Annotated in this window: 17 protein-coding genes; 13 read left to right on the plus strand and 4 right to left on the minus strand. The window is 69.4% G+C overall.

What is annotated here, in order from left to right:
* Nucleotides 1-74: 74 nt before the first annotated feature.
* Both Q0263_RS06665 and Q0263_RS06670 read left to right on the plus strand, forming a co-directional pair.
* Nucleotides 75-446 (plus strand): DUF3597 domain-containing protein, encoded by a 372-nt coding sequence (locus Q0263_RS06665; RefSeq protein ID WP_298014572.1) that lies wholly within the window; start codon nt 75-77, stop codon nt 444-446.
* Nucleotides 447-472: 26 nt separating this feature from the next.
* Nucleotides 473-1,042, plus strand: a complete 570-nt coding sequence (locus tag Q0263_RS06670) for a DUF937 domain-containing protein (RefSeq protein ID WP_298014573.1) — start codon at nt 473-475, stop codon at nt 1,040-1,042.
* Nucleotides 1,043-1,076: 34 nt separating this feature from the next.
* Here the strand turns inward: Q0263_RS06670 and Q0263_RS06675 are convergent, their stop codons facing one another.
* From Q0263_RS06675 to Q0263_RS06690, 4 genes are all read right to left on the minus strand, one after another.
* Nucleotides 1,077-1,352 carry a BrnA antitoxin family protein gene (locus Q0263_RS06675; RefSeq protein WP_298014575.1) on the minus strand — a complete coding sequence of 92 codons (276 nt, stop codon included), beginning with the start codon at nt 1,350-1,352 and terminating at the stop codon, nt 1,077-1,079.
* Nucleotides 1,324-1,605 carry a BrnT family toxin gene (locus Q0263_RS06680; RefSeq protein ID WP_298014577.1) on the minus strand — a complete coding sequence of 94 codons (282 nt, stop codon included), beginning with the start codon at nt 1,603-1,605 and terminating at the stop codon, nt 1,324-1,326. Before Q0263_RS06680 ends, Q0263_RS06675 begins: the two co-directional genes overlap by 29 nt.
* A gap of 151 nt (nt 1,606-1,756) precedes the next feature.
* The gene (locus tag Q0263_RS06685) at nt 1,757-4,060 is read right to left on the minus strand and encodes a TonB-dependent siderophore receptor (RefSeq protein WP_298014580.1); all 2,304 of its coding nucleotides are present in this window, start codon (nt 4,058-4,060) and stop codon (nt 1,757-1,759) included.
* A gap of 103 nt (nt 4,061-4,163) precedes the next feature.
* Nucleotides 4,164-5,024: an alpha/beta hydrolase gene (locus Q0263_RS06690; protein ID WP_298014582.1), complete on the minus strand. Its 861-nt coding sequence runs from the start codon at nt 5,022-5,024 to the stop codon at nt 4,164-4,166.
* 54 nt (nt 5,025-5,078) lie between these two features.
* On the opposite strand from Q0263_RS06690, the gene Q0263_RS06695 reads away from it, so the two are divergent.
* The 11 genes from Q0263_RS06695 (at nt 5,079) to dhbA (ending at nt 18,844) form a co-directional block, all read left to right on the plus strand.
* Nucleotides 5,079-6,134, plus strand: coding sequence for an iron ABC transporter permease (locus tag Q0263_RS06695; RefSeq protein ID WP_298014584.1), 1,056 nt, complete (start codon nt 5,079-5,081; stop codon nt 6,132-6,134).
* A gap of 19 nt (nt 6,135-6,153) precedes the next feature.
* The gene (locus Q0263_RS06700) at nt 6,154-6,936 is read left to right on the plus strand and encodes an ABC transporter ATP-binding protein (RefSeq protein ID WP_298014586.1); all 783 of its coding nucleotides are present in this window, start codon (nt 6,154-6,156) and stop codon (nt 6,934-6,936) included.
* 36 nt (nt 6,937-6,972) lie between these two features.
* Nucleotides 6,973-8,178 (plus strand): ABC transporter substrate-binding protein, encoded by a 1,206-nt coding sequence (locus tag Q0263_RS06705; RefSeq protein WP_298014588.1) that lies wholly within the window; start codon nt 6,973-6,975, stop codon nt 8,176-8,178.
* A 9-nt stretch (nt 8,179-8,187) separates the two neighbouring features.
* Nucleotides 8,188-8,916, plus strand: a complete 729-nt coding sequence (locus tag Q0263_RS06710; RefSeq protein WP_298014590.1) for a 4'-phosphopantetheinyl transferase superfamily protein — start codon at nt 8,188-8,190, stop codon at nt 8,914-8,916.
* Nucleotides 8,917-9,066: 150 nt separating this feature from the next.
* Nucleotides 9,067-10,746, plus strand: a complete 1,680-nt coding sequence (locus Q0263_RS06715; protein ID WP_298014592.1) for an AMP-binding protein — start codon at nt 9,067-9,069, stop codon at nt 10,744-10,746.
* A gap of 18 nt (nt 10,747-10,764) precedes the next feature.
* The gene (locus Q0263_RS06720) at nt 10,765-11,016 is read left to right on the plus strand and encodes a phosphopantetheine-binding protein (RefSeq protein ID WP_298014594.1); all 252 of its coding nucleotides are present in this window, start codon (nt 10,765-10,767) and stop codon (nt 11,014-11,016) included.
* Entirely contained in the window at nt 11,013-15,050 is a 4,038-nt protein-coding gene (locus Q0263_RS06725) for an amino acid adenylation domain-containing protein (RefSeq protein WP_298014595.1), read from the plus strand. The genes Q0263_RS06720 and Q0263_RS06725 overlap by 4 nt, the downstream gene beginning before the upstream one ends.
* Nucleotides 15,047-16,150, plus strand: a complete 1,104-nt coding sequence (locus tag Q0263_RS06730) for a YncE family protein (protein ID WP_298014598.1) — start codon at nt 15,047-15,049, stop codon at nt 16,148-16,150. Before Q0263_RS06725 ends, Q0263_RS06730 begins: the two co-directional genes overlap by 4 nt.
* An 8-nt stretch (nt 16,151-16,158) precedes the next feature.
* Nucleotides 16,159-17,316, plus strand: coding sequence for an isochorismate synthase (locus Q0263_RS06735; protein WP_298014600.1), 1,158 nt, complete (start codon nt 16,159-16,161; stop codon nt 17,314-17,316).
* On the plus strand, nt 17,313-17,984 hold the full coding sequence (locus tag Q0263_RS06740; RefSeq protein WP_298014601.1) for an isochorismatase family protein: 672 nt from the start codon (nt 17,313-17,315) through the stop codon (nt 17,982-17,984). Before Q0263_RS06735 ends, Q0263_RS06740 begins: the two co-directional genes overlap by 4 nt.
* Nucleotides 17,981-18,844: a 2,3-dihydro-2,3-dihydroxybenzoate dehydrogenase gene (dhbA, locus tag Q0263_RS06745; RefSeq protein WP_298014603.1), complete on the plus strand. Its 864-nt coding sequence runs from the start codon at nt 17,981-17,983 to the stop codon at nt 18,842-18,844. The genes Q0263_RS06740 and dhbA overlap by 4 nt, the downstream gene beginning before the upstream one ends.
* The last annotated feature ends 266 nt before the right edge of the window (nt 18,845-19,110 follow it).

Here is a 19,110-nt window from a genome sequence, read left to right on the forward strand (position 1 = left end):
GTCAAAAGGCGGCGCATTTCCCGCAAACGATGGTCCAATGCCCCTACATTCCTCGAACCTTCAAGGAGACAGCCATGGGACTGTTCAGCACCATTCTCGAGAAACTGGGTTTCGGCGATGCGCAGGCCGCCCCGGCGCCTGATGCGGCCGCCGCCAGCGCCGCCCCGGCCAGCCAGGCGATTTCCGCCGTGGACGTGGTGGGCCAGCTGGAACAGAAAGCCGCCGCCAATGCCCAGCAACTGAACTGGAAGACGTCCATCGTCGACCTGATGAAGCTGCTCGACATGGACAGCAGCCTGGGAGCGCGCAAGGAACTGGCCGCCGAGCTGGGCTGCCCGGCCGACAAGATGGGCGACTCGGCGCAGATGAACATGTGGCTGCACAAAGCCGTGTTGGCCCGCCTGGCGGAAAACGGCGGCAACGTGCCGGCCGACCTCCTGCACTGAACTCCTTCCCGCCCAAGGAAACCATCATGCAAATCACCGACATCCTCGCCCAGGCCGGCGGGCTGGAATCCATTGCCCGCCAGCTCGGCATCACGGAAACACAGGCCGCCAGCGGCGCCCAGGCGCTGCTGCCGGCCGTGATGGGCGGCTTCCAGAAACAGGCGCAGGGCGCGGGCGGGCTTGGCGGCCTGCTGAACGGCCTGGGCCTTTCGGGCGATGCCGGCAACCTGGAGCCCGCCGACACGTCCCGAGGCAACGACGTGCTGGGGCAGATCTTCGGCTCCAAGGACGTCAGCCGCACCGTCGCCCAGCACGCCGCTTCAGGCAGCGGGCTGGACCCCGCCCTGCTCAAGCAGATGCTGCCCCTGTTGGCCACGCTGGTCGCGGGATTCATGTCCCGGCAAGGCGGCGCGGATCAAGCGGCCCCGGCCCAGCAGCCCATGAGCGGCCTGTTGGGCGGCCTCCTGGGCGGCTCCGGCGGCCAGGGCGGCGGCCTGCTCGGCAGCCTGAACTCGCTGCTCGACGCAAACGGCGACGGCAATGCCCTGGACGACATCCTGCGCATGGCGGGCAAGGCGGGTTCCCGCCAGGCGTAACGCCCGGGTAGCGGCCAAGGGCAGCGGCCCAGGCCTAGGCGCGGTGAGTTTTCAACCAGTGTTTCAACACAGCGTCCACCCGAGCCTGCCAGCCCGGGCCTGTCGCCCGAAAGCCATCAACGACTTCGGGCGACAAGCGGATCGTTATCATTTTCTTGACCGGCATCTTTTGCGGCCCCCGCCGACGGATGCCCATTGCCTCATGCAAAGCGGCAGGCAGCACATCGGCCGCAGGCCTCGCCCGCGCGAAGTCCGATTCATCCCATTCCGGGTTGTCGGAATCAATCAGTTCCGGATTTGGCTTTTTCATATCCTGCGACCTCACGCGCATTGGCTTTGCGCAAGCTGATGACGCGCAACGCGGCGCCGCGTATCGTGAAAATCAGCACGTACAAGCGGCCCTGGATCGGCCCCAGGGCCTGGAAACGCGGTTCCGCGTAATCCCGGCGAACATCTGCGACCACCAGAGTTTCGTTCCACTCCAGGTGCCGTGCAAGCTCGAATGACAGACCACGATCAATAACGTTCCGGTCGTTTTTGATGGGGTCATATTCGATCTCCATAATGGGCCGATTTCTTATAAATTGTAAATACGATTAGATACTTGCGCAAGATCATGGAATCTTGCCGCCAAGGCTGACGCGCCCCATCGTAAAAGTCCCATGCCCCCAGGGAAAGAGGGCATGGGACCTATTGGCCACAGCGAAGAATCGATCAGAACGAGCTGCTCACCTCCAGGAAGAACGTGCGGCCGGGCTGGTTGTAGGTGTAGGCGCCGGCGCCGTAGATGTAGTTGGCATTGTCCATGTTGACGCCGATCGCGTTCCCCCGGCGGAACAGGCGCTTGTCGAACACATTGTCCACGCCCGCCGTCACCCGCAGGTTCTTGTTGACCTTGTACCGTGTGCTCAGGCCGAACAGGGCATAGGGCGGGATCTTGTCCGTGGCGCTGCCGGTCAGGGGCTGGCCGTAGTAGTCATACTTCGGCCCTTCCTGCTCGCCATACACGGTCGCCTTGGCGCGCAGGGACCAGGCCGGCGTCACGGCCCAGTCCAGTGTGCTGTTGATCGTGTATTCGGGAATGGTGGACAGGTGCTCGCCGGTCTCCTTGTTCTTCGACTCGATCATGTAGGTGAAATTCGTGGACCACAGCCAGTCCTGCGCAAAAGGCCAGGTCAGATTGCCCTCGATGCCCTGCACGACGGCTCGGGGAATGTTCTCCCATTGAAAGACATTCTGCTTGAAGCCCGTGCTCCCGACGAACGAATCGATGGCGGTGCGCCCCGCCTCGATCTTGTCGCGGTAATCGTTGTGGAAATAGGTCAGGCTGGCGCCCAAGCCGTCCGGACTGCGGAACTCGATTCCCAGCTCCTTGTTGATGCTGGTCTCCGCCTTCAGATCCGAATTCCCCAGCAGGAAGCAGCCCTCCGTGCCGCCCGGCGCGTTACCCCAGCAGCCATTGCCCGCGCTGTACAGCAGGTACCCGGAGTTGCTCTGGTACAGATTGGGCGCCTTGTAGGCCCGGGCAATGCCGGCCTTCACCGTCCACTGGTCGTTGACCATGTAGGACAGATTCAACGACGGACTCCAGTTGTTGCCCTGGATGCTGTGATGGTCGAAGCGCAGGCCGGGCGTCACGGTCCAACGGTCGCCGACATACAGATTGTCTTCGGCGAATACGGAATAGATGTTGGCATGCGCCTTGGGGTTGTAGGCGAAGGGCACCTCGGGCATCTTCTTGCTCGGACTGTTGCGCGCAGCCAGATCGGAGGCAGTGTCCTCCAGATCCTGGCGCACCCATTCCAGGCCGAAGGTACCCATCTGGTCGATGCCGCCCCAGTTCAGGCGCCGATTCAGTTCGGTATGGGCCGTCAGGGTGCGCAGATCGATGTCGCCATAACCGCCGTCATTCACCCGGGGATTGGTCGGGTCGTTGAACGCGCCTTCGGTGCCCCCGGCCAGACCTTCCAGCAGGCGGGTGTTGCGGGTCCGCTCGTACTGCAGATAGCTCAGGGTATGGGTGTCGGCATTCCAGTCGCCATTATGGGTGATGGAATAGGCCTGGCGATAGGCGCGGTTCGTCTCGCCCCCCAGCTCACGCTTCACCATGTCATTGGTGTTGGTGTTCTGCGTGTCGCCGACGTAGATGTTGCCCTGGCGCCCGTAGCCGGCCTCGAAGTCGATCTTGTGCCCGGCTGCGGGCTTCCAGCTCAGTACGCCATTGACGTCGCGGTTCTTGAAGCCTTCGCGGCCGGCGGGAAAAGTGTCCTTGTTGCCGCCTCCGCGCAATGACGCATGATCCTCGTTGATGTCGTACGCATCCCCCTGGAAGTTCGCCGTGCTGCCAGTCAGGCGGAAGTCCAGGCTGTCCGAAATCGGGCCGGACAGGCTGAAGGTGGTGCGGGCGGTCGAACCCTCGTCGCTGTGTTCCGGGGCATTGGCGTACACCGACACGGAACCCGTGAGCTTGTCCGAGGCCGGCTTGGTGATGATGTTCACCACGCCGCCGGCCGCGCCATTGCCGTAGCGGGCGGCGGCGGGGCCGCGCAGGACTTCGATGCGTTCGATCTGTTCGGGCGGCACCCAGTTGGTGTCGCCGCGCGTGTCGCGTTCGCCGCGCCAGCCGAAACGCACCGATCCGCGCGACGATACGGGCTTGCCGTCGATCAGGATCAGGGTGTTTTCCGGCCCCATGCCGCGGATGTCGATCTGGCGGTTGTTGCCGCGCTGGCCGCTGGACGAATTGCCGGTCAGGTTCACGCCCGGCATGGTGCGGATGATCTCGGACACGTCGTTGGCCGGGGGCGATTTCTGGATGTCGGCCGCCGTGATGGTGGATGCGCCCGGGGTCTGCTTCAGTTCCTGTTCGGCCTTGACGACGACGCGATCGAGCTGGGCGACATCGCCGGCCGACGGATCGGCAAGAGCGGGCGCCTGGACGGCGACCCCCGACAAGCCCAGAGAAAGGCAAAGCCCCAGGGACGGCAGGGCCTGAGCGGGCCGGCTTGAGAGCGACATGAAGGGTTTCCTTTAATTGAGAATGAGAACTATGAACGTTTTATAAAATATAAACGACAATAGTTCTCATTTACAACAAGGAGTGTCACATCTCTGATTCAGATCAAGCGTTCCCCTGCGCCAGCAGCCACCGCCACCCGCTCATCAGCGCATCCTGCGGCGCGGTCCGGTGGATGTGCCCCGGCAACACCACATGGCGCAGCCGCAGGCCCGGGCAGGCGCCCAGGTCCTCCGCCAGCGCCCGCACGCCATCCACCATGGCGCGGCGCCGGCGCTTGAGCAACTGCTGTTCGCGCTCCTCGGCATCCAGGCTCATTTCCCCGGGGCTAAGGCTCTGCTCGTATTCCCCCACCGTCAGGAACAGGCCCAGGCCCGGCAGTCCCTGCGCCGCCAGCCAGGCCAGACGCCGCCGCGCCAGGCGCCGGGCGTAGCCCCCGCCCCACCACACCGACGGGCTGGACAGGACGTAGCCGTCGAAGGCGCGCGGCCGATGCAGCAGGACATAGAACGCGAACAAGGCTCCCAGGGAATGCCCCGCCAGCACCTGGCGACTGGGGTCCGGGCGGAATTCGGCGGTCACCCGGGAGCGCACGCCGTCCAGCGCATGCAGCCACCGGGCGGCACCGGTCAGCACATCCGCCGGCAACGGGCCGGGGCCCTGGAACCCCGCCGGGCCGGCTTGCGGCCGCGCGGCCGGATCGCCAGCGGCGAATCCTGTCGCCCAGCCGCGCGGCGGATAATCCCAGACCCGCTGCGCCGGCACCTGGGGCGCCAGCCCGACCAGGATTCCCGGCAATCCATCCGCGCCGGCCGTCCGGCGCAGGGTCTCGAACTGGCTGACATCCAGCACGTAGGCGATCGGCCAGCCGTCCGACGGCATCAGCCCTTGCGGCACGGCCAGCCGCACGACGCAGCGGCGGCCATCCGGCAAGGGCTGGGTGAACTCCGAAGAATATGTCGTCATGACGCCGCCGTCCCTGATCCTCTATACTGGCGCAATTGTAAACGTTTCTCATTCATGGATATCCGCGAAGCCGCCCCCTCCGCCACCTTGCAGCACTACCAGCACCTGCTGCGCCGCCGCTGGCTGCTGGTCGCCGTGCTGGGACTCGTCATCCTGACCTCGATCCTGGCGGATTTCATGCTGGGACCTTCCGGCCTGGGATGGGCCGAACTCAGCCACGCGCTGTTCCAGCCCGCGCAGGCCGACCCGACCACCCGCGTGATCGTCTGGGACATCCGCCTGCCCTACGCCCTGATGGCGGTGGCTGTGGGCCTGGCGCTGGGTCTGGCGGGCGGCGAAATGCAGACCATCCTGAACAACCCGCTGGCCAGCCCCTTCACCCTGGGCATTTCCTCGGCCGCCGCCTTCGGCGCCTCGCTGGCCATCGTGCTGGGCCTGTCGCTCCCGGGCGTGCCCCAATCGTGGATGGTGGCGGCCAACGCCTTCGTCTTCGCGCTCGCGTCCGCCCTGCTGCTGGACCTGGTCGCCCGCTGGGGCGCCATGAGCACGTCCGGCCTGATCCTGTTCGGCATCGCGCTGGTGTTTTCCTTCAACGCCGCGGTGTCCCTGGTGCAATTCGTGGCCAGCGCCGAGGCCCTGCAGGGCCTGGTGTTCTGGACCATGGGCAGCCTGGCGCGCTCGTCCTGGCCGAAGCTGGGCATCCTGCTGCTGGCGATCGCGTTGCTGCTGCCGCTGTCGCTGCGCGACACCTGGAAGCTGACCGCGCTGCGGCTGGGCGAGGACCGCGCCGCCAGTTTCGGCATCGACGTGCCGCGCCTGCGACTGACGGCGCTGGTGCGCATCAGCATCCTGGCGGCGCTGGCAGTGTCCTTCGTCGGCACCATCGGCTTCGTCGGCCTGATCGCCCCCCACATCGCCCGGCGCCTGTTCGGCGAGGATCACCGCTTCTACCTGCCGGGCAGCGCCCTGGTGGGCGGCACGATCCTGTCGCTGGCCTCGATCGCCTCGAAGAACATCGTGCCGGGCATCATCGTGCCGGTCGGGATCGTGACCTCGCTGGTCGGCGTCCCGTTCTTCCTGTCCGTCGTCCTGCGCCGGCAAGTGAAATGAACCCCAAAGCCCCCTGACCATGCTGCAGATTCAGGATCTTTCCGTCGCCTATGGCCGCCAGACCATCATCCACAGCCTGACGGCCGGCCCCCTGGCCCCCGGCCGGGTGGTCTCCCTGCTGGGCCCTAATGGCAGCGGCAAATCCACCCTGCTCAAGGCCATCGCCGGGCTGCTCAAATCCCATGGCCAGGTGCTGCTGGACGGCCAGGACCTGACGCGCCTGTCCTTCGAACAGCGCGCCCAGCAGGTCGTCTACCTGCCTCAATCCCTGCCCGCGTCCGTGCACCTGCGGGTCTTCGAATCCGTGCTGGTGGCCGCCCGGGCGTCGGATCTGTCGCCTCAGGCGCAGGACGCCAGCCCGCAGCGCATCCTGGACGTGCTGTCGCGGCTGGGCATCGAACACCTGTCCATGCACTACCTGGACGAACTGTCCGGCGGACAGAAGCAGCTGGTCGGTCTGGCCCAGGCCCTGATCCGCACCCCGCGCCTGCTGCTGCTGGACGAGCCGCTGTCGGCCCTGGACCTGAACTATCAGTGCCACGTCATGGACCTGCTGCGCCAGGAAACGCGGGAACACGGCCTGACGACGCTGATCGTGCTGCACGACCTGAACATCGCCCTGCAGCGCAGCGACGACGCCCTGCTGATCCGTGCGGGCGAACTGGCCGGCCACGGCAGCCCCGATGCGGTCATCACGCCCGACTCGCTGGCCCAGGTCTATCAGGTCGAGGCCCGCGTGGAAACCTGCTCGCGCGGCTTGCGCCACGTCCTGATCGACGGACTGTGCCGGCCTGCGGGCTGATCCCCAGAACTCCTCATTCCCGAGACGCCCACCGCCATGTCTTTCCCGGATTTCCGCCATACGGCCGCTTTGGCCCGCGATCACGCCCGCCCCTGCCGGTCCGCCATCTTGCCGCCGACCGGCCCCCGCGCCCTGCTGGCGGCGCTGCTGCTGATGTTGTCCGCCCTGTTCGCGACCCCGGCCGCCGCGACCATCACCGTCACCGACGTGCTGGGCCGCACCGTCACCCTGCCGGGCCCGGCGCAGCGCGTGGTCCTGGCCCAGGCCCGGCATTTCCAGGTTCTGTCCCTGCTGACGCCGGACCCGGCCGCCATCCTGGCCGGCTGGTCCGACGAATTCCGGACGTCCTTCGCCCCGGACTACCGGGCCGCCCTGAAACGGTTTCCCAGCCTGGCGAACGTACCGATCGTCGGGCGCCACACGGCGGAATCGTTCTCGGTCGAACGCACGCTGGGCCTGCGCCCGGACCTGGTCGTGATGACCGCATCCTTCGCCGGCCTGATGCAGGGCCAGGCGGCGGACGAATCGCCGATCATCAGCCGCCTGGAAGCGGCCGGCGTGCCCGTCATCGTCATCGATTTCTTCATGCGTCCCATGGAAAACACAGTGCCCAGCCTGCGGGCCCTGGGCGCGGCCATCGGCCACGACGCGCAGGCCGAGGCTTTCATCCGGTTCTACGAACAGCATATGCGGACCGTCGCGCAGCGCCTGACGGGCCTGCCCGACGACCAGCGCCCGCCGGTCTTCGTCCATGCCCACGCGGGCGTCACGGATTGCTGCAACTCGCCGGGCACGGGAACCTTCAACGAGATGATCCGCTACGCGGGCGGACACAACATCGGCGCCGACGTGCTGAAGACCGCCACCGGCAAGCTGAATTTCGAATTCATCAACGCGAAAGCACCGCAGGTCTACGTGGCGACCGGCACGGGATCCAACGCAGGCGCGGGGCTGGCCATCGGCGCCGGAGTCTCCCCCACCGACGCGCGCGCCAGCCTGCAGCGCCTGATCCGGGCCAATCATCTGGACGCCCTGCCGGCCGTGCGTTCCGGCAACAGCCACGGCATCTGGCACGCCTTCAACGACTCACCGCTGCACGTGGTCTTCATCGAGGCCCTGGCCCGCTGGATCCACCCGGACCGCTTCGCCGACGTCGACCCCGCCGAGACCCTGAGCGAGATCAACCGCCAGTTCCTGGCCGTTCCCCTGGAAGGCACCTACCTGGTGAACCTGAAGCCCTGACGACACGCCATGACCACTCCCCGGATCATCGCCCTGCGCGGCCTGCCCGACGAGGAGCAGGCGCGGCGTCTGCGGCGCGATCTGCCGGAAGCGGAATGGCAATGGATCGCCCGCCTGCGCCAGCCGCAGGACCGCCTGCGCAGCCTGCTGGGCCGGGCGCTGGCGCGCCGCCTGCTGGCCCCGCGCCTGGACCTGGCGCCCGCGCGGATTCCCCTGACGACGGGCCCGCACGGCAAACCCCTGCTGGCGGCCCTCTCCGGCTGGCATTTCAGCATCGCCCACAGCGGCGACCAGGTGCTGGCGGCCGTCGGCCCGCAGGCGCTGGGGGTGGATGTGGAGCGCTGTCCGGAACGAGTGGACGAGGCGCTGTTCCGCTTCGCGACCGGCCGGGAGCCAGGCCGAACCGATCCTTCCCGGGATGGCCCTCGAGACGAAACCGCAGGGACTACCGTCTCTGACGCACAGGCCTTCTGCGCCGAATGGGTTCGCCGCGAGGCCGTGCTGAAAGCCTGCGGCCTGGGGCTGACAATCGAGCCCGGAACACTGCGCCTGCGCGCCTGCGGCCAGGGATGGCACAGAGTGGACGGGCCGCCCGAGGTGCGCGGCCTGCACGTCCGGCTGCTCGGGTCCTCGCCCGGATATCGCGCCGCGCTCTGCCTCCCTGCCCCACGGGACGACTGGCAATTGACGCGGCTGGGCCTGGACGCCTGGCTGAGCGATCCGGAAGCCGTGGCTTGAAGACACGGCCGTCTCTGAACGGTCCTCCAGGCGCCGGATCGATGTCCCGCTTTTGAAGCGCAGGCCGATCCGGGCCCGGGCTTCGAACAGGCGCTGGACCTGGATCCCCGATTTTCTCTATACTCACAAAATATAATCATTCTCATTATCATGAGCATCACGAATCCATCTTCCACGGTTCCAACCCAGATCTGGCCCGCCGCATTCGCCGAGCGCTACCGGGCTGCGGGCCATTGGCGCGGCGAGACCTTCGGCGCCTGGCTGCGGGAACGCGCCGACGCGCACCCGGATGCCATCGCGGTGATCGGCGGCGAACAGCGCTGGACCTACGCCGAACTGGACCGCCGGGCATCCGCCCTGGCGGCCGGCTTCCTGCAATCCGGCCTGCAACGCGGCGACCGGGTGCTGGTGCACCTGCCCAACATCCCCGATTTCATCGGCGTGGTCATGGGCCTGTTTCGCGCCGGCCTGATCCCCGTGTACGCGCTGCCCGCCCACCGCATCACGGAAATCGAACACTTCGCCCGGGGTTCCGCCGCGCGCGCCTATGTGGCCGCGGCCGCCCACGCCGGTTTCGACTACCGCGCCCTGGCAGCCGAGCTGCGCGGCCGCTGCCCGACCGTCGAGCAGGTCTGGATCAGCGGCGACGCGGGGGAATTCGCCGCGCTGGAAGCCCTGTACGCGACAGATGGCGGCGCCGTCCCCGCCACCGCATCGCAGGGGTCCGACGTGGCCTTCCTGCAGATCTCGGGCGGCAGCACGGGCCTGTCGAAACTGATCCCCCGCACACACGACGACTACATCTACACGCTGCGCGAATCCGCCCGCATCTGCGGCCTGGGGCCGGCATCCGTATTCCTGGGCGCACTGCCCATCGCGCACAATTTCCCCATGAGCTCGCCCGGCTTTCTGGGCACGCTGTATGCGGGCGGACGGGTGGTGCTCAGCCCCTCGCCCGATCCCGAGTCCGCCTTCGCGCTGATCGAACGCGAAGGCGTCACCGTCACCAGCCTGGTGCCGCCGCTGCTGCTGCAGTGGCTGGACCTGGCCCCGGCGACCTCGCGCGACCTCGGCAGCCTGCGGACCATCCAGGTCGGCGGCGCGAAGCTGTCGACGGAAATCGCCCGCCGCGTCCGCCCGGTCCTGGGCGCGACGCTGCAGCAGGTCTTCGGCATGGCCGAAGGCCTGGTGAACTACACACGCCTGGACGATCCGGACGAACTGATCATCCGCACCCAGGGCCGCCCGATCAGTCCCGACGACGAAATCCTGATCCTGGACGACGACGGCAAGCCGGTGGCGCCCGGCCAGGCCGGCCACCTGCTGACGCGCGGGCCCTACACCATCCGCGCCTATCACGACAATCCTTCCGCCAATGCGCGATCCTTCACCGAGGACGGCTATTACCGCACCGGCGACGTGGTGCGCATGACGCCGGAAGGCTATCTGGAGGTCCAGGGCCGGGCGGGCGACCACATCAATCGCGCGGGGGAAAAGATCTCCGCCGAGGAAATCGAGGACCACCTGCTGTCGCACCCGCAGGTCTTCGACGCCGCCGTCGTGTCCGTGCCGGACGAATATCTGGGCGAACGCAGCTGCGCCTTCATCATCCCCAAAGGCGACAGGCCGCGCCCGGCCGACCTGAAGAAATGGATACGCGGGCGCGGCATCGCCGACTTCAAGGTGCCCGACCAGATCGTGTTCGTCACCCGGTTCGCGTCCACCGCCGCCCTGAAGATCAGCCGCAAGGCCTTGCGCGCCGACCTGCGCGCCCAGCTGCTGGCGCGGCAGGCCGCCGAACAGCCGCCCGCGCCGCAAGTTTCCCGGTAATCACTTTTCCCCGCCCTTATGAACAGCCTGACCCTGGAACGCATGCGCGCCGACATTGCCCGCATGCTGCATGAATCCCCCGAAGACATCCTGGACGACGACAACCTGATGGACCTGGGCCTGGATTCGATGCGACTGATGAAACTGGCGTCCCAATGGCGCGAGGCCGGCGCCCGCGTGGAATTCGCCGACCTGGCCGTCGAGGCCACGCTGGGCCACTGGTGGGCGCTGGTGTCCGACACCGCCCGGAACGGCGCCGGCCGCGCATGACGGCGGACACCGTACCGGCGCCGATGCCGCCGGCGCCATCCGCCGCCGACCCGGCCGGCCTGGACTGGGCGCCGCTGACCGAGGCTCAGGAGGGTCTGTGGTACGCCCAGCGCCTGGACCCGGCCAACCCCATCTTCAACCCGGCGCATTGCACGACGCTGCGCAGTCCGCTGGACGTCCCGCGCTTCGTCCGGGCCGTGGACCAGGCGCTGGCCGAGGCCCAATCCCTGTCGCTGCGCTTCGCGGAAGGGCCGGAAGGCCCGCTGCAGGCCCTGGACCCGGCGCGAACACCGCGCCTGGAAATCCGCGATCTGCGCGATCGGCCGCAGGACCGCGCGCGGCAGGAAGCCTGGGCCTGGATCCGGGCGGATCAGGCGCGGCCGGTCGATCCCCTGCGCGACCCCCTGTCGCGCCAGACGCTGTTCCTGTGCGGCCCCGCCCAGGCCCTGTGGTACCAGCGCGTCCACCACCTGGCCGCCGACGGCTACGGCATGGCGCTGGTCGAAGGCCGCGCCATCCGCCTGTATGCCGCGCCGGATCAGGACGCCCCCCTGGCGCCGCTGGCGCCGGTCTGGGCCGAGGACCAGGCCTGGCGAGGCAGCGAAGCCCGCGTCCGTGCCCGAGAGTTCTGGCGGGCGCACTGCGAAGGCCACATGCCGGCGGCCAGCCTGACGGCCCGCGCCGCGCTCAGCGCCGCGACCTGCCTGCGCCGGGAACAGGACGCGCCCCCGGCCCTGGTCCGGACCCTGCAGGCCCTGGAAGCCGCCACCGAAGTCAGCTGGCCCGACATCCTGACCATCCTGGGGGCGGCCTATGTGGCGCGCCATCTGGGACCCGCCGACTGCGTGGTGGGTGTGCCCGCCATGGGCCGCCTGGGCAGCCGCAGCGCCCGCGCCGTGGCGACCGCCATGAACGTGGTGCCCTGGGTCTGCGCGCTGGATGAAACCGCCCCGCTGGCCGATCTGTTGACCCGGGCCGCCCGTGCGCTGCGCGGCCTGCGCCGCCATAGCCGCTATCGCGCGGAACATCTGCGCCGCGACCTGGCCCTGCCCGGCGGGCAGCCGCGCCTGCACGGCCCCATCCTGAACGTCCTGCCTTTCGATGCCCCCTACGCGGCGGCCGGCCTGGACGCCTCTCAGGCCGTGCTGTGCACCGGGCCGGTCGAAGACCTGACGATCAGCTTCCGCGCCGCCCCCGACGGCGGCGGCCTGCGCATCGAAATCGAGGCCAATCCCGATCTCTATACCGAGGGTCAGGCGCAGGCCCATCTGGACAGGCTGACCGCCTTCCTGGCCATGGCCCTGAGCGCCCCCCGCCTGGCGGACGCGCCCACCCTGACGCCCGCCGAACACGAACGCTGGGCGCTGGCCCCCAACCGCACGGACCACCCGGCGCCCGAGGGCACGCTCTGGTCGCGCATCCACGCCCAATTGCGCGCGCACCCGGAACGCATCGGCCTGCAGGACGCGGCGGAAGACGCGCGGGCCTGGCGCTACGCCGACATCGACGCCTGGACCAGTGCCGCCGCGCGGCGCCTGCGTGCAGCCGGCGCCCGGCCGGGCGCCCGCGTGGCCGTGGCGCTGCCGCGATCCGCTGAACGGGTGCTGTGCCTGCTGGCCATCCTGCGCAGCGGCGCCGCCTACCTGCCGCTCGATCCGCAACAGCCGGCGGCGCGCCTGCGCCAGATTCTGGGCGACGCGCAGGCCTGCGCCCTGATCGGGCCGGCGGCGCTATGCCAGGGACTGGCGACCCGGCCGCTGTCCGTGGCGGACCTGGCCGCCGCCGATGCGTCGGATTCGCGTCCGGCATCGGCCGCGCCGCAGATCGAGGCCGCGCCCGAGGATCCCGCCTACGTCATCTACACCTCCGGATCGACCGGCATGCCCAAGGGCGTGATCGTGTCGCATGCCGCCATCGTCAACCGCCTGGAATGGATGCGGGAACACTACGCCGTGGGGCCTGACGACCGCATCTTGCAAAAGACGCCGGCCACCTTCGACGTGTCGGTCTGGGAACTGTTCCTGCCCTTTCTCAGCGGCGCCCGCCTGATGGTGGCCCCGCCCGGGTCGCACCGCGACCCCGCCTGGCTGTGCCGCCTGATCCGTACGCACGCCATCACCGTGCTGCACTTCGTGCCGTCCATGCTGGCGGCGATCCTGGAAGAGCCCGCCGCCCAAGGCCTGCGGGCGCGGCTGGTCTTCTGCAGCGGCGAAGCCCTGCCGGCGGCGCTGCGCGACCGCTTCCACCGCATCCTGCACGCCGAACTGCACAATCTGTACGGCCCCACGGAAGCCGCCGTGGACGTTTCGTACTGGGATGCCTGCGCCGACGACGGCAGCCAGCCCATCCCCATCGGCTGGCCGGTCTGGAACACCCGGCTGCACGTGCTGGACCCCCTGCTGCGGCCGGTGCCGCCCGGCACGCCGGGCCAGCTCTACCTGGGCGGGCGCCAGCTCGCCATCGGCTACCTGGGCCGGCCCGACCTGACGGCCGAACGCTTCATCCCGGCGCCGGCGGGCCTGCCGGATGACCGGCTGTACGCCACCGGCGATCTGGCCGCGCGCCGTGAAGACGGCGCCGTCATCTACCTGGGCCGCCTGGACCACCAGGTCAAGCTGCGCGGCCAGCGCATCGAACTGGGCGAAATCGAGGCTGTCCTGGCCGCCCGACCGGACATCGCGCAGGCCGCCGTGCTCGCCCGCGAGGACCAGCCCGGCCACGCGCTGCTGGCGGCCTATCTGGTGGCCGAGACCGGCCATGCGCCGGACGCGGACGATCTGGCGGCCCACGCCGCTGCGCTGCTGCCGGACTACATGGTGCCATCGGCCTGGATCTTCCTGCCCGCGCTGCCCGTGACGGCCAACGGCAAGCTCGACCGCAAGGCGCTGCCCATCCCGGAACAGGCGCGCCGGAAGGCCGGGCAGCCGCTGCGCACCGCGACGGAACGGTTCGTCGCCCGCGAGATCCAGATGGTCCTGGAGTTGCCGGACTCGCCCTGCGCGGATGATGATTTCTTTGCGCTGGGCGGGCATTCCCTGCTGGCGGCCCGGCTGGCCCTGCGGCTGCGCGACGCGCACGAAGACGTGTCCCTGGGCACGGTATTCCAGTATCCGACCATCGCGCGCCTGGCGGCCCATCTGGACGCACTGGCGGACAACCCCGCCCCGGCGGTGCAGGCCGGGTTCGGCCCCGTGGTCACGCTGCGCGAGGCCCCGGGCCGTCCGGCGCTGTTCTGCATCCATCCCGCGGGCGGCCTGTCCTGGTGCTACGGCGCCCTGGCCCGCGCCCTGGCGACGCCGCGCACGGTCCATGGCATCCAGGCGCCGGCGCTGGCGCTGGACGGCAGCGCCCCTTTCGCCAGCCTGGCGGACATGGCCGGCCGCTACGCCGACCTGCTGCAGTCCTTGCAGGCCGAAGGCCCCTACCATCTGGCGGGATGGTCCGTGGGCGGCATCCTGGCGCATGCCGTGGCGGCCGAGCTGCAGCGCCGGGGCCAGGCCGTGGGCGCGGTCGCGCTGCTGGACGCCTACCCCTGCGAATCCTGGCGCGGCCGCCCCGATCCCGTCCCCGAGGACCTGTACAAGGCGCTGCTGCACATCGCGGGCGCCGACCCCCGGGCGCTGTCCCCTGAACAGATGAACCGCGCGGGCGTCATCGCCTTCCTGCGGGCCGGAAACCACCCGCTGGGCGAACTGTCCGACGCCCGGATGGACGCCGTCTTCGACACCGTCGGCCAGACCAACCGCCTGGTGCGCGGCCACCGGCACGCGCCCTATGCCGGCGAAGTGCTGCACTTCCAGGCCGTCCTGGAACAGGACAGCGCGGGCCTGGACCCGCAGGCCTGGCTGCCCCATGTCGGCGCGCTGAGGCCATACGCCATCCCCGCCACCCACGCAGCCCTGCCCGGCGCCGACGCGGCGGCTCGCATCGCCCCCATCCTGGAAGACAGCCTCGCCGCGGCCGACGCCTCGACAGCCAGGCCATCGCCCGATCTTTCCCACTCTGCCCAGACCTTGAACAAGGAAACCGCATGACCCCGAATCCGACCCTGAGCCGCCTCGCAAAACTGATCTTCGCCAGCGCCGCGCTGAGCCTGGCGGCAGGCTGCGCCGCCACCAAGTCCGACGCGCCCGCGGCCACGATCGCCCCCGCGCCCGTCTGGACGTTCCAGGCCCAGGAAATCGATCTGGTGCCGGGCCTCTATCAAAGCGCCTACAGCGCCCGGTCACAGCGCCTGTACATCGCCAGCGCCGTGGGCCGCCCGCCTGTGCGCGAATCGCGCCTGGTGAAGTTCGACCCGTCGAACCTGCGCATCGACGCGGCGATCACGCCCGCCCCGCAAAGCAGCCGTTCCGACGGGCAAGTCCAGGCGATCTACGGCATCGCGGTGGACGACCCGCACGGACAGCTCTGGGCGACCAATACCCGCAGCGGCTCGATCGCCGTCTACCGGCAGGCGGACCTGGCCCTGGTCAAGCAGTTCCCCGACAACGCCGCGCCCCATGCCCGCGACGCCCTGATCGACACCGCGCGCAGCCGCGCCTACGTGTCCTCGCCCGCCGGCGATATGGTCCGGGTCTTCGACACGGCCACGCTGCAGGCGCTGCCGGGCATCGCCCTGAGCGGCGCGGGCGAGGCGCCGAAGATCATGAGCCTGGCCCTGGACGCCGAACACCAGCGCCTGTACGCCGTCAGCCTGAACACCGCCGAGGCCTTCGCCATCGACACCGCCACCGGCCGCCAGGCCGCCCGCTACGCCGTCCCCGGCGCGCAAGGCGCTTCGGGCATCGCCGTGGACAGCCGGACCCAGCGCCTGTATGTCGCCGCGCAGAAATCGGGGGACGTCACCGTGCTGGATGCGCGCGACGGCCGCGTGCTGCGGCGCGTGCCGACCGGCGCGGGCGCCCTGAACGTGGCATTCGACCCGCTGCACCGCCTGGCCTACGTCGCAAACCGGGGCGCCGGCACGGTCACGGTGCTGGACGACGCGGGGACCATCCAGGCCCGGATCGCCACCGGTTCCGCCCCCAACCACATCGCCATCGATCCCCAGGGCATCGCCTGGGCGCTGGTCAAGAAAAGCAAGAACGACCCGCGCGGCGACCGACTGGTCCGCATCGAGGCCCGCCGCTGATCATGGACATGCCGACCCGAGCCATCCCCGGACGGAACGGGGCATCGACCGCGGCGCCCGGCTTCCTGCCCGGCGACAGCCTGTTCGCCTCGCAAGGCGGGATCTTCCACGGACGCGGCTGCCTGCTGCATGCTCAACCCCGGGGGGATGTCGGCCGCCACGCGGCCGGACTGCTGGCCGAGGCCGCCGCCACGCAGGCCGCCCCGGTGCTGCTGGGGCTGCTGCCCTACGATCCCGCCCAGCCGGCGCAATTGCGCGTACCGGAGAAATGGATCCGGACGCAGGCGCCCCAGGATCTGCCGATCGCCAGCATGCCGGCCATCCTGCGCACCCGCGAACATCCCACGGGCGCCCGCTACGAAGAGGGCGTGCGCGAAGCCCTGGCGCGTCTGGACGCAGAACCGGCGCTGCGCAAACTGGTCCTGGCCCGCACGCTGCAGCTGGACCTGAGCCGGGCCGTCGACCTGCCCCGCCTGATCGACCGCCTGTGGCAGCGCAACCCGCACGGCTACACCTATGCCATGCCCCTGGATGCGGACGGCGCCTATTTCGTGGGCGCCAGCCCCGAGCTGCTGGTGCGGCGCCGGGGCCGCCAGGTCTACGTGCATCCCCTGGCCGGCACCGCCGCCCGCCACCCGGACGCCGAGGCGGATGCGCGCAACGGCCAGGCCCTGCTGGAGTCGCCCAAGGATCTGCGCGAGCATGCCGTGGTGGTCGAGGCCATCGACGCCGCGCTGCGCCCCCTGTGCCGCGCCCTGGACGTTCCCGCACGCCCCGGCCTGACCTCGACGGCCCGGCTCTGGCACCTGGGCACCCCGATCACCGGCGAACTGGCCGATCCGGACATCTCCGCCCTGGATCTGGCCATCGCCCTGCATCCCACGCCCGCGGTCTGCGGCCTGCCCGCCGCCGACGCCCGCCGGGCCATCGCCGACATCGAACCCTTCGAGCGCGGCTACTTCGCCGGCGCCGTGGGCTGGTGCGACGCGCGCGGCGACGGCGTCTGGTCCGTCGCCATCCGCTGCGCCCGGATGGCCGGCAGCGCCATGACCCTGTACGCGGGCGCCGGCATCGTCCCCGGCTCGGTGCCCGAGCAGGAACGGGTCGAGACCGGCAACAAACTGCGCACTATCCTGGACGCGCTGGGCCTGGAGACCGCCCCATGAGCATTCCCCCCCTGACTCCCTACGACATGCCGGACCACCCGGTGTCCAACCGCGTGGACTGGCGGCCCGAAGCCGGCCGCGCCGCGCTGCTGATCCACGACATGCAGGATTATTTCCTGGGCAAATACGACGTCGCCCGGGCGCCGATCCCCGCGCTGATCGCCGCCATCGCCCGCCTGCGCGCCCGTTGCGACGCCCTGGACATCCCGGTGTTCTATACCGCGCAGCCCCCCGTGCAGCCGGCCGCCGACCGGGCGCTGCTGAACGACTTCTGGGGGCCGGGGCTGACCGCGCCCGACCAGCAGGTCGGCGCCGGCATCGTCGCCGCCCTGCGTCCCCGTCCGCAGGACACCGTCCTGACGAAATGGCGCTACAGCGCCTTCCAGCGATCGGATTTTCGCCGTCGCCTGGCGGACCTGGGCCGCGACCAGCTGATCATCACGGGCGTCTACGCGCACATCGGCTGCCTGAGCACCGCCCTGGAAGCCTTCATGCAGGACGTGCAGCCCTTCCTGGCGCTGGACGCCTGCGCCGACTTCAGTCTGGAAGATCACCGGATGGCCATCCGCCACGTCTCGCGCAATTGCGGCGCAAGCCTGACCACCGGCCAGATCCTCGACGCCCTGGACACCGCCACGACGCCCGCAGCCCGGGAGGAAACCGCATGATTCAGATCCCGAGCGCCGACCGGCCTGTCTCCGTCCCGGCTCCCGGCACCGGCCACGCGCCCCGGAGCGGTTTCGAGGACCGCCACATCCTGGTCACCGGCGCCGCCGGCGGCATCGGGGCGGCAGTCGCCCTGCAGCTGCTGGCCCGGGGCGCCCGGGTGTCGGCCGTCGACCTGCGGGCGGACGGCCTGGAAACCCTGCAGGCAGCCGCCGCCGCGCAGGCCCCGGCCGACGAGCAGCCCCGGCTGTGGACGGCGCGCCTGGACGTGCGCAATGCCGCGCAGGTCGAAGACATCGTCGCGCAGGCCCAGGCGGCCCTGGGACCGCACGACGGCCTGGCCAGCGTCGCGGGCGTGCTGGAGATGGGCGACGTCGTCGACCTGGATGACGCCCAATGGCAGCGCTGCTTCGACATCAACGCCACCGGCGTCTTTCACGTCTGCCGCGCCGTCGCCCGCCGCCTGCGCGAACGCCGCGCCGGCGCCATCGTCACCGTCAGCTCGAACGCCGCCGCCACCCCGCGGGCCGGCATGGCCGCATACGCCGCTTCCAAGGCGGCCGTCACGCAGTTCAGCCGCTGCCTGGGCCTGGAACTGGCGCCGTACGGCATCCGCGTGAACATCGTCTCGCCCGGATCGACAGACACCGCCATGCAGCAGGCCATGTGGGCGCTCGGCAGCTCCCGCGAAACCGTCATCCGGGGGGACGCCGCCCGCTGGCGCCTGGGCATCCCGCTGGACAAGATCGCCACCCCCGACGAAATCGCCGCCTGCGTGCTGTTCCTGCTGTCGGACCAGGCCAGCCACATTACCCTGCACGACCTGCGCGTGGACGGCGGCGCCACCCTGGACCAAGGCTGATTCCGCCTGCCATTTCCGCCGTCCGGAGCGACGGCGGAACGATGCTCCCCGACATCGTCCGGCTCAAGAATATTTTACGGGCTCGATCAGGGTTTTCCCTGCCACAGAACCTTGATTCATGGAGTTAACTCATTTATTTTCATCAATATTGATATGACCCCATTTATTAGAAAGAATACACAGCGGTTTCATAAATGGGGACACATCAAATAAAAACCTGTTGTCGACAGGGGCTTGACGGCGTAATTTCCTGATTCCACCGGTAG

The organism is uncultured Castellaniella sp. (assembly GCF_937988725.1).
In the GTDB taxonomy this organism is placed as follows: Bacteria; Pseudomonadota; Gammaproteobacteria; order Burkholderiales; family Burkholderiaceae_B; genus Castellaniella.

What these genes read in the sequence shown, in the direction of transcription:
- dhbA (WP_298014603.1), top strand. Translation starts at nt 17,981, where the DNA reads ATGATTCAGATCCCGAGCGCCGACCGGCCTGTCTCCGTCCCGGCTCCC.
- Q0263_RS06665 (WP_298014572.1), top strand. Translation starts at nt 75, where the DNA reads ATGGGACTGTTCAGCACCATTCTCGAGAAACTGGGTTTCGGCGATGCG.
- Q0263_RS06685 (WP_298014580.1), bottom strand. Translation starts at nt 4,060, where the DNA reads ATGTCGCTCTCAAGCCGGCCCGCTCAGGCCCTGCCGTCCCTGGGGCTT.
- Q0263_RS06710 (WP_298014590.1), top strand. Translation starts at nt 8,188, where the DNA reads ATGACCACTCCCCGGATCATCGCCCTGCGCGGCCTGCCCGACGAGGAG.
- Q0263_RS06680 (WP_298014577.1), bottom strand. Translation starts at nt 1,605, where the DNA reads ATGGAGATCGAATATGACCCCATCAAAAACGACCGGAACGTTATTGAT.
- Q0263_RS06705 (WP_298014588.1), top strand. Translation starts at nt 6,973, where the DNA reads ATGTCTTTCCCGGATTTCCGCCATACGGCCGCTTTGGCCCGCGATCAC.
- Q0263_RS06735 (WP_298014600.1), top strand. Translation starts at nt 16,159, where the DNA reads ATGCCGACCCGAGCCATCCCCGGACGGAACGGGGCATCGACCGCGGCG.
- Q0263_RS06715 (WP_298014592.1), top strand. Translation starts at nt 9,067, where the DNA reads ATGAGCATCACGAATCCATCTTCCACGGTTCCAACCCAGATCTGGCCC.
- Q0263_RS06720 (WP_298014594.1), top strand. Translation starts at nt 10,765, where the DNA reads ATGAACAGCCTGACCCTGGAACGCATGCGCGCCGACATTGCCCGCATG.
- Q0263_RS06695 (WP_298014584.1), top strand. Translation starts at nt 5,079, where the DNA reads ATGGATATCCGCGAAGCCGCCCCCTCCGCCACCTTGCAGCACTACCAG.
- Q0263_RS06730 (WP_298014598.1), top strand. Translation starts at nt 15,047, where the DNA reads ATGACCCCGAATCCGACCCTGAGCCGCCTCGCAAAACTGATCTTCGCC.
- Q0263_RS06675 (WP_298014575.1), bottom strand. Translation starts at nt 1,352, where the DNA reads ATGAAAAAGCCAAATCCGGAACTGATTGATTCCGACAACCCGGAATGG.
- Q0263_RS06700 (WP_298014586.1), top strand. Translation starts at nt 6,154, where the DNA reads ATGCTGCAGATTCAGGATCTTTCCGTCGCCTATGGCCGCCAGACCATC.
- Q0263_RS06670 (WP_298014573.1), top strand. Translation starts at nt 473, where the DNA reads ATGCAAATCACCGACATCCTCGCCCAGGCCGGCGGGCTGGAATCCATT.
- Q0263_RS06725 (WP_298014595.1), top strand. Translation starts at nt 11,013, where the DNA reads ATGACGGCGGACACCGTACCGGCGCCGATGCCGCCGGCGCCATCCGCC.
- Q0263_RS06690 (WP_298014582.1), bottom strand. Translation starts at nt 5,024, where the DNA reads ATGACGACATATTCTTCGGAGTTCACCCAGCCCTTGCCGGATGGCCGC.
- Q0263_RS06740 (WP_298014601.1), top strand. Translation starts at nt 17,313, where the DNA reads ATGAGCATTCCCCCCCTGACTCCCTACGACATGCCGGACCACCCGGTG.